The organism is Streptomyces sp. UH6 (assembly GCF_013421635.1).
In the GTDB taxonomy this organism is placed as follows: domain Bacteria; phylum Actinomycetota; class Actinomycetes; order Streptomycetales; family Streptomycetaceae; genus Streptomyces; species Streptomyces abyssomicinicus.
Genome location: NZ_JACADT010000128.1, coordinates 1 through 9,285 on the forward strand (window position 1 = coordinate 1; position 9,285 = coordinate 9,285).

The window sequence follows — 9,285 nt, forward strand, 5'->3', positions numbered from 1 at the left end:
ACCGACGCCCAGCCAGACGACGAGCGAGGCGAGGCGGCCGCCGAAGTCCGCCCCGGAGTGGAAGTACAGGAGGTCGCGGACGCCTTCGACGAAGCCCGCGCCGTTCCAGAAGGCGTGCAGCGCCCCGAAGAAGCCGTGCTGCAGTTCGGGGCGGAAGATGCCTCCCGAGGAGGTGAAGTTGAGCATCACGAAGAGCGTCATCATCGCCAGCGTGGTCCACCGCTTGAGGAACGTGTGCAGACCGACACCGATCGCGACGATGCCCGCCGAGTAGAGCCAGGCCATGCCCCACACGCCGGTGAGGCCGTGGTCGACGACGTGGAACACCGGGCCCGCCAGGACGGCGCCGATGACGCTGACCACCAGCGAGGTCACCAGGCCGACGGCGGCCCGGGTCCACAGCCGCAGGGCCGCACCGGCGGCGCCGATGGCGGCGACACTGGCGTAGGAGCCGATGCTGACGGTGACCAGGAGGAAGAAGAGTCCCTGTCCGGTGGGGTCCCCGTCGGCGGTCGGCGCCACGTCCGTCACCGTCAGGACGGCGTCCTGCCCGGCCGCGACCGTCCGGAAGACGCCCTCGGCGACGGTGGCCGTGGTGTCGGAGTTGCCCTTGGCGACCAGCAGTTTCGGGTGGCCGGCGGACGGCACGTACGCGGCCGCCAGGTCGCGGTCCATCAGGCGGTCCACGGCGGCGTCACGGGTGGCGACGGTCGTGACGTCGAGGGCGTCACCGGCTTCGTCCTTCAGGGTCTGGGCCAGCACCTGCACCCGCGCACCCGTCCCGACGACGGCCACCTTCATCCCGTTCGGCTCGGGCGCGTGGAAGGCGCTCAGGTAGGCGAGCCCCATCCCCAGGCACATCAGCAGCGGGGTCAGCAGATGGAGGGCGACATGGCCGAGGATCCGGCCCGTACGGGGAGCCGCGTGCGCGGGAGCCCCGTCCGGAACGGCGGCGGCCGGGGAAGCGGTCATGGCGAGCGGTCCCTTCGACGGTCGGCAGATTAATTGGTAAATGCAACTACTTTCATTGCATAGTACACCTATTTTCCGAGGACCCCCTGACCCGCACCCCTGGACCCACCCCGGGCACCCCTCGGCGCGCGTTCACTCTCCTGTACGCCGGACAGCCAGCTGAACGCCAACCCTTGTCAGCCCCCGGAGGGATCCCTATCGTCACGAGGAGAAAGCGCTTTCTCAAACCCTGTTGTCATGATCACGACAGACATCACGACGGGTAGTCCGTTCCTGCACCTGCACCCGGAGAGAGAGAACGACGATGGGACGAGCAGTCGGTTTACGACTCTTCAAGACCTTGGCCATCGGGGCGGTGGCGGCAGCGACCGCAGGCGTCCTGTCGCTGCCCCTGGCGGCGACGCCCACGGCGTCGGCGGCCGCCACGGGCGCCACCGGCTTCGCCACCCAGAACGGCGGGACGACCGGGGGCGCCGGCGGACAGACCGTCCGGGCCACGACGGGCACCGCGATCCACACGGCCCTGTGCAACCGGGCCAGCAGCAGCACCCCGATCGTCATCCAGGTCGAGGGGACGATCAACCACGCCAACACCGCCAAGGTGTCGGGGAACAGTTGCAGCACCGCCGACGGGGTGATCGAGCTCAAGCAGATCAGCAACGTCACGATCGTGGGCGTCGGCGGCGGCGCCGTCTTCGACCAACTGGGCATCCACATCCGGGAGTCCAGCAACATCATCATCCAGAACGTGACCGTCCGGAACGTGAAGAAGTCGGGCTCGCCCACCTCCAACGGCGGTGACGCCATCGGCATGGAGAGCGACGTCCGCAACGTCTGGGTCGACCACACCACGCTGGAGGCCTCCGGCGGCGAGTCGGAGGGCTACGACGGCCTGTTCGACATGAAGGACAACACCCAGTACGTGACGCTCTCCTACAGCATCCTGCGCAACTCGGGCCGCGGCGGCCTCATCGGGTCCAGCGAGAGCGACGTGTCGAACGGGTTCGTCACCTTCCACCACAACCTGTACCAGAACATCGACTCCCGGACGCCGCTGCTGCGGGGCGGCGTGGCCCACATCTACAACAACCACTACGTGGGCCTGAACGAGTCCGGCATCAACTCCCGTGCCGGCGCCCGCGCCAAGGTCGACAACAACTACTTCGAGGACTCCAAGGACGTCCTGGGCACCTTCTACACGGACGCGGCAGGCTACTGGCAGGTCAGCGGCAACATCTTCGACAACGTGACCTGGTCGAGCCGCAGCGGCGACACCAACCCGGCGGGGCCGAACCCGCAGTCGAACACCACGGTCAGCATCCCGTACGGCTTCAGCCCCGACGCGGCGAGCTGCGTGCCCGGCGTGGTGAGCCAGACGGCGGGCGCCAACAAGGGCCTGCGCGTCTCGGACGGCAACTGCACGCCGCAGACCCCCGGCCCGACGCCCACTCCCACCACACCCGCCCCCACCACACCCGCCCCCACGACGACGCCGTCCCAGCCCACCGGGACCAACCTCAGCCTCGGCGCCGGCGCCGACGGGTCCAGCAAGGCCGACGGCACCAGCTACGGCAACGTGCGGGACGGGAGCCTGACGACCTACTGGTCGCCGGCCGGCACCACCGGCTCCGTCTCGGTCAAGTGGGGCTCGGCCACGACCGTCGCCAAGGTCAACATCCGTGAGGCCACGGGGGCGGTGGGCGCCGTCCGGTCCTGGAGGCTCCTCAACCACGACACCGGAGCCGTGCTCGCCACCGGCACCACCGCGGGCGCCGTCGACATCCCGCGCACCTCGCTGAGCAAGATCACCTTCGAGATCACCAGCGCCCAGGGCACGCCCAGGATCGCCGAGTTCGAGACCTACTCCGGCTAGTTCCGGCGTCCGCCCCGGCCGAGGTCCGCGGACCCGCTCCGGCCCGGGAGCGCCGGGACCTCCCCCGGACCTCGGCCGGTGGCGGACGACGTGCCGGCCGTGCCCCTCGCGGGGCGCGGCCGGCACATCGCGTGGTCCGGGCGGAAGTCGGTCCGGGCGGGCGTCACCCGTCGCCGTGACCGGACCGCAGGAACGCCAGGTGCCGGTGGACCGCGGCCGTCAGTCTCCCCTCGTCGTCGGTGGCGAGCAGGTCGAGCAGCGCTCCCCGCAGTACGGCCAGCGTGAGGGTCCGCCGGACGGCGCCGTCCTCGGAATCCCGCTCCGCCTGCGGCTGACAGGCGGCCAGGACGTCGGTCCAGTCGTCGACGGTGCTCCTGGCGAACCCGGCCCAGGCGCCCTCGGGCTCCACGAGGGAACGGGCGTACGCCTCGGCCCACAGGCGCAGGAGCGGACGGTGCTCGTCGGCGGCGAGCCAGGCCCACACCCGCTCGGCGGCCGCGGCGAGGCCCACCGGGCGTTCGGAGCCGCCCAGTTCGGCCAGCAGCCCCAGTTCGTCGGCGCGGGCCCGTGCCAGCAGCGCCCGCACGAGCCCGTCCTTGTTGCCGAACAGGAACATCAGCACCCGGGTGCTGGAGCCGACGGCCTCGGCCAGCGGGCGCAGTGACAGATCCGCCAGCCCGTGGACGAGCACGTACGCGTAGGCGGCCTCGAGGAGCTCGGTGTGACGCGCGGACGGGTTTGCGGTTCTCGGAGGCATGGCTCTAGCCTAAGCGCACTGACACACTCGTGTCAGTAACGTGGAGTGACGAGTGATACCGGAGCGTGCGTCATGTCGGAGCGAGCCCACCGGCGGCGGACCGTGATCCGCCGCGCCGACCGTCCCGGTGACCTGGGCTGGATGCTGATGGCCCACGGCGAGCTCTACGCGCGGCAGTTCGGCTGGAACTCCGCCTTCGAGACCCTGGTCGCCACGATCGTCGCCGAGTACGCCGCGAACCACTCCCCCGCCGTGGACGCCGCCTGGATCGCCGAGGTCGACGGTGAGCGCGCGGGGTGCGTGATGCTGGTCGCCGACGACCGGCCGGGCGTCGCCAAGCTGCGCGTCCTGCTGGTCACCCCGGCCGCCCGGGGCCTGGGGATGGGCACCCGCCTGGTCGAGGAGGCCCTGCGGTTCGCCCGCGAGGCCGGCCACCGGCGCGTGACGCTGTGGACCACCGACAACCTGGTCTCCGCGCGCCGGATCTACCAGCACTTCGGTTTCGTCCTCACCGAGGAACAGCCGCACCGCGGCTTCGGCCACGACCTCGTCGGCCAGACCTGGACCCTCGACCTCGCGGACGGCCCCCGGGCGGAGTGAGCCCACGGCCCCGCACCGCCGCGCGCGGCGGGCGCGGCTGCCCCCGTACAGCACCATGCCCGCCGACGCCAAATCCGTGACCGGGTCCGGCGACGGCCGGACGCACGGCGGGACCGGCCGCCGCGGCGTTCGCACCAGGAGGGTGGACGGAGCGGACGTCACCGCCCGGACCTGCGGCTTCCGTCATGCGTACGGCGGCGACGGCCACGGATGCGGCACGTCCTGCCGTCCTCGGCGGCCGGGGCGGACGGGCGGCTCGAGGAGAACGCGGCGGAGACTCGAGAGGAACGCAATCGAGATTCCAGCGCGGCAGGTGAGGGTGTGGAGTGTTTCCCGTGCGATCCCACAGCTTCCCTTGCCTACATCGATGAGATGAGAGGTCGCTATGCATGTGATCGACCTGCCGCGCGCCGCATCCGGCCACGCGGCACCCCTCACCCATGTCGCCTTACGGGACGACGCCCGTCTCCTGGCCAGTAGCTCCTACGACGGGACCGTCATCGTCTGGGACGTCTCCGACCCCGCCCGTCCCACTCCCACGGCCACCCTGAAGCACCGGCGCCTGGTCAACGCCTCGGCGTGGAACCCCGCCGTCCCCCAGCTCCTGGCCACCGCCTCGGCCGACAAGACCGTCTCGGTCTGGCGCCTGTCCGAGGAAGGGCCCGCCTCCCTCGTCAACGTCATGGCCAGGCACACCGACGACATCAACTCCGTCGCCTGGATGCCCGACGGGGAGCGCATCATCTGCGTCTCCGAGGACGGCCGCGCCACCCTGTGGGACGCCGTCGCCGGCCGCTTCATGAGCGAGGTCGGGTCCCACGAGGCGCACTGCATGATGGTGTCGGTGAGCTCGCAGGGCCTGGTCGCCACCGTGGGCGAGGACGGTCTCGTCGCCGTCACCGACCCGGACTTCGGCTCCGCGCCCTCCTCGCGGAAGTACGAGTCCTCCATCGAGGGCTGTGCCTGGTCGGGGGACGGGGAGGTCCTGGCCGTCACCCGCGACGACGGTGCCGTCGACCTGCTCACCAAGAAGCTCGACCACCTGCGCACCGTCGAGGTGTCCACCTCGGCGGCCCGGTGCGTGGCCTGGTCGCAGGACGACGAACGGTTCGTCGTCGGCGCCTACGACGGGGCCCTGCACTTCTTCGACGCCGAGGGCGAGCGCCTCCAGCGGGTGGAGGACGCCCGCATCTGGCCGCGCTCGGTCTCCGCCGCCGGCGGACTGCTGGCCGCCGGCAGCTTCTGGAACAGCCCGCACCTTCTCGACTTCGCCTCCACCGCCGAGATCGCCGGGCCGCTGGCGGCCACCCACGGCCCCAACGCCATGGCCGCCGACGGCGACGAGCTGTACATCGGCTGCGACTCCGGCACCGTGGTCGTCGTGTCGTCGGCCGGCGTCTCGCCGCAGCCGCGGGTCCGCCTCCTGGACCTCACCGACGGGCCGATCCTCTCCCTCGCCGTACGCGACGGCGTCGTCCACGCGGGCACCTACTCCGGCCAGGTGGTCCGGTACGACGGCGCCGTGACCGTGAGCGAAGGGCTCGGCGCGCCTCTGCCGTCGCTCTGCTTCGACGGCGGCCGCCTGCTCGCGGGCACGTACAACGGCGAGTTGATCGCTCTGGACCCGATCACCCTGGCGGTGCGGGCGCGGTCGCAGGCCCACGGCGGGTCGGTGAAGTCCCTGACCGCGCTGCCCGGTCCCGGGTTCCTCTCCGCCGCGACCGACCGGACCGTCGCGGTCGGCACCTTCAGCTCCCGCAGCACCCTGTGGGAGCACGGCAACCTGGTCAACGCGGTGGCCGTGCTGGACGAGACGGTGGCCGCGAGCGCGTCCCGTGACCACACGGTCAAGGTCGGCAGACTGGCCCGCACGACGGGCGGGGAGGTGCAGGTGCAGACCCTGCAGACCCTGCTGGGTCCCGACGAATCGGTCAAGTGCGTGGCCGTCCTGGGGACCGCCGACGCGCCCTTCGTCCTCGCGGGCTCCTACGACTTCGGGCTGTACGTCTGGCCGGTCCGCTGGACCGACGGCGCCTCCGCCCTCAGCACCGGGCACCTCCTCGACGTCTTCGGGCAGGGACTCTCCTGCATGGTGCAGCTCGACGCCTCCACGGTCGCGGTCGCCGGCTGGGACGGCCGGATCAGCATCGTCGCGTGTTCCGCCGACGGCGGACTCCCGCGCATCCGCTCCTCGTGGAGCCTCCAGGACCTGGTGCGCGGCGCCCGTGGCGCCGCCGAGACGGAAGGGCGGGACAAGTGATGACGTACGCGAAGCAGATGCCGGCCGGCACGGGGACCACCGCGACGGTCAGGGCGCGGGTGCGGGTGACGATGGCCCGGGTGGGCGGCAGGTCGACGGAACTGGTCACCTTCTCCGGCCTTCCGGACGACGGGGAGCACGTGGCGTGCGTCCTGCCCGTCCGGCCCGGCACCGCTCCCCTGGTCCGGCTGCACAGCGAGTGCCTCACCGGTGACCTCTTCGGTTCGGAGCGCTGCGACTGCGGCCCTCAGCTCGACGAGGCGCTGACCCACATGGAGAAGGAGGGGGGCACGGTCCTCTACCTGCGGCAGGAGGGGCGGGGTATCGGCCTGTACAACAAGCTCGACGCCTACGTGCTCCAGGACCAGGGGCTGGACACCTTCGAGGCCAACCGGTTCCTGGGGCGCGGCACCGACGAGCGGGGCTACGGGGTCGCGGCGGCGATGCTGCACGCGCTCGGCCAGACCCGGATCCGCCTGCTGACCAACAACCCCGACAAGGCGTCCCAGCTGCGCGAACACGGCATCGACGTCGTCGAGGTCCTGCCGACCGGGGTGTATCTGACCGACGAGAACGCCCGGTACCTGTCCGCCAAGGCGCGGATCGGCGGCCACACGCTCGCCAGCGTCGCGGAGACGCTGTCATGAAGCTCAGCGAGGTGGCGGAATCGCCCCACTTCAAGGAGCAGGACGCGCTGGCCGCCCTCCCCCGGTTCCATCCGTCGCCGGAGCAGGCCGAAGCCCTCCTGGCGACGGCCTGCCCCAGGCGGTTGGCCGCCCAGGTGGAGGACCCCGCCCTGCCCCTTCCGGTGCGGCTGGCGGCCGGCGCGATCCTGGCGGCCACCGGGGATCCCCGGCTGACGGGGCCGTCGCCCGCGACGCGCCTCGTCCCCGGCGGCGAGACCTCGGTGGGGCTGTCCCCCGACGAGGTCGACGGTGTGGTGGAGCGGTGGCGGCACGTCGGCGTGGTCGGCTCCTGGATCGAGAAGGAGACTCCGCGGCACACCGTGGTCCTGCGCGACTTCTGGATGGCCACCTACCCGGTCACCAACGGCGAGTACCGGCACTTCCTGGCCGACACGGGTCACCCGGCGCGCCCGACGACGTGGTACCTCGGCGCGTATCCCTGGGAACGCTCCAACCACCCGGTCGCCGGCGTCCGGCCCGAGGACGCCGACCTGTACGCCCGATGGCTCTCCGAACGGACCGGGCACCCCTGGCGGCTGCCCACCGAGGCCGAATGGGAGCGTGCCGCCAAGGGCGAGGACGGCAGGGAGTACCCCTGGGGGCAGCTCTTCGACGGCGACGCCTGCAACACCCGGGAGACCGGCCTCCACACCACCAGCCCGGTGGGGGCCTTCCCGGCCGGCGTCTCGCCGTACGGGGTCCACGACATGGGCGGCAACGTCGAGGAGTTCGTGGCGGACGACTACGCCCCGTACCCCTCGGGGCCGTTCATCGAGGACCACCTGGTCGAGACCATGGACCGCTACCGCGTCGCCCGCGGCGGCAGCTTCTCGCGATACGGCGACCTGACACGCACCCGGCGCCGTCACGGGGCCTTCCCCGGCCCTCTCTACCCGGTCGGCTTCCGTGTGGCCACCGGTGAGCGGCCGTCCTGAGCGCGACGTCCGCGACGTCCGGGCGTCCCCGCCGACCAGGCCGTCCTGGCCGACCAGGCCGACCAGGCCGACCAGGCCGACCAGGCCGTCCCCGCCGACCACGCCCGGACGGCGCCCTTCGAAGAGAGTTGAGGAGATCGGATGAGCATGCTCGACATCACCGACGCCGGCGACCCCGAGGACCCGGCGGGAGCCCCCCGTGCTGCGTGAGGTGCGCCTCGGGGGACGGCCGGACGTCGCCACGGTGCGCGGCGCTCTGCGCGACGGCTTCTTCCTGGTGCGCAACTCCGTCCCGGAAGCCCTGCTCGACGAGTGCTACGGCTTGCTCGAGGAGTTCTTCTCGCTGCCCCTGGAGGCGAAGCTGGGCGCCCGGGTGACGGGCACCAACGGGCAGTCGGGGTACACCCCGCCGCTCGTGGAGACGGCCGAGAAGTCCGGCCGCACCCCCGACTGGAAGGAGCTCTTCCACTGGGGCGCGCCCCTGCCCGCGGGCCATCCGCTGCGCACCCGCTTCCCCGCCCGCTACCCGGACCCCCGCATGCCCGACGAGCTGGTGCCGGGGATCGGCCGGGCGCTGACCGAACTCCACACCCGCATGCGGGAGTTCCAGCTCCGGGTGGTCGGCGTCCTCGGCGAGGCCCTGAACGTCCACCCGGGCTACTTCGAGGAGATGCTCGAGGACGGGCCGGTGGTCAACCGCGCCGCCTGGTACCCGCCGATGCGCGACGCTCCCTCGGAGGCGCACACCTGGGCCGTGGAGCACAAGGACTTCGACCTGATCACGGCGCTGCCCCGGGCGACCTCCCCCGGCCTGCAGGTCCTCGGGCGGGACGGCGAGTGGTTGCCGGTGCACGCCCCCGAGGGCCACGCGGTCGTCAACGTCGGCATGGTCCTGGAGCGGCTCACCGACGGTCTGGCACGCGCCGCGGTCCACCGCGTGGTGGCCGATCCCCAGCAGACGGGTCCCCGCCTGTCCATCGTCCAGTTCTGTCATCCGACCCCGTGGACGGTGCTGACGCCGCTGCGGCTGCCGGGCGCGCCGGACGCGCCCCGGCGTTTCCCCACCCTGACCGCCGACGCGCTCTTCGAGCGCACCATGTACCGCATCAACCGGCTCGACACGCGGACCGGCCCCGGTGCGGGAGAGGCCGGGTGACGTCGTGCCCGCCGTGTTCGAGCCCCCGCCCGGAGCGGGGAGCCGC

General features: G+C 72.1%; 8 protein-coding genes. 6 read left to right on the forward strand and 2 right to left on the reverse strand.

What is annotated here, in order from left to right:
* A partial coding sequence (locus HW445_RS09895; protein ID WP_257230966.1) for a hypothetical protein occupies nt 1-972 on the reverse strand: 972 nt, incomplete at its 3' end.
* Between the two features lie 304 nt (nt 973-1,276).
* On the opposite strand from HW445_RS09895, the gene HW445_RS09900 reads away from it, so the two are divergent.
* Nucleotides 1,277-2,845, forward strand: a complete 1,569-nt coding sequence (locus HW445_RS09900) for a polysaccharide lyase family 1 protein (protein WP_180220656.1) — start codon at nt 1,277-1,279, stop codon at nt 2,843-2,845.
* A gap of 163 nt (nt 2,846-3,008) precedes the next feature.
* Here the strand turns inward: HW445_RS09900 and HW445_RS09905 are convergent, their stop codons facing one another.
* Nucleotides 3,009-3,602 (reverse strand): TetR/AcrR family transcriptional regulator, encoded by a 594-nt coding sequence (locus tag HW445_RS09905; RefSeq protein WP_180220657.1) that lies wholly within the window; start codon nt 3,600-3,602, stop codon nt 3,009-3,011.
* 72 nt (nt 3,603-3,674) lie between these two features.
* Here HW445_RS09905 and HW445_RS09910 point away from each other — a divergent pair, with 72 nt between their 5' ends.
* From HW445_RS09910 to HW445_RS09930, 5 genes are all read left to right on the forward strand, one after another.
* Nucleotides 3,675-4,202 (forward strand): GNAT family N-acetyltransferase, encoded by a 528-nt coding sequence (locus HW445_RS09910; RefSeq protein ID WP_180220658.1) that lies wholly within the window; start codon nt 3,675-3,677, stop codon nt 4,200-4,202.
* Between the two features lie 385 nt (nt 4,203-4,587).
* The gene (locus HW445_RS09915; protein ID WP_180220659.1) at nt 4,588-6,462 is read left to right on the forward strand and encodes a WD40 repeat domain-containing protein; all 1,875 of its coding nucleotides are present in this window, start codon (nt 4,588-4,590) and stop codon (nt 6,460-6,462) included.
* Nucleotides 6,462-7,109, forward strand: coding sequence for a GTP cyclohydrolase II (ribA, locus tag HW445_RS09920; protein WP_257230967.1), 648 nt, complete (start codon nt 6,462-6,464; stop codon nt 7,107-7,109). Before HW445_RS09915 ends, ribA begins: the two co-directional genes overlap by 1 nt.
* A complete protein-coding gene (locus HW445_RS09925) occupies nt 7,106-8,083 on the forward strand; it encodes an SUMF1/EgtB/PvdO family nonheme iron enzyme (RefSeq protein WP_180220660.1) in 978 nt (325 codons plus the stop codon). Before ribA ends, HW445_RS09925 begins: the two co-directional genes overlap by 4 nt.
* A gap of 199 nt (nt 8,084-8,282) precedes the next feature.
* Nucleotides 8,283-9,239, forward strand: coding sequence for an isopenicillin N synthase family oxygenase (locus HW445_RS09930; RefSeq protein WP_180220661.1), 957 nt, complete (start codon nt 8,283-8,285; stop codon nt 9,237-9,239).
* Nucleotides 9,240-9,285: the final 46 nt, after the last annotated feature.

Bases quoted from the DNA above. Each gene is read 5' to 3' on its own strand.
- HW445_RS09900 (WP_180220656.1), top strand. From the start codon at position 1,277: ATGGGACGAGCAGTCGGTTTACGACTCTTCAAGACCTTGGCCATCGGG.
- HW445_RS09905 (WP_180220657.1), bottom strand. From the start codon at position 3,602: ATGCCTCCGAGAACCGCAAACCCGTCCGCGCGTCACACCGAGCTCCTC.
- HW445_RS09910 (WP_180220658.1), top strand. From the start codon at position 3,675: ATGTCGGAGCGAGCCCACCGGCGGCGGACCGTGATCCGCCGCGCCGAC.
- HW445_RS09915 (WP_180220659.1), top strand. From the start codon at position 4,588: ATGCATGTGATCGACCTGCCGCGCGCCGCATCCGGCCACGCGGCACCC.
- ribA (WP_257230967.1), top strand. From the start codon at position 6,462: ATGACGTACGCGAAGCAGATGCCGGCCGGCACGGGGACCACCGCGACG.
- HW445_RS09925 (WP_180220660.1), top strand. From the start codon at position 7,106: ATGAAGCTCAGCGAGGTGGCGGAATCGCCCCACTTCAAGGAGCAGGAC.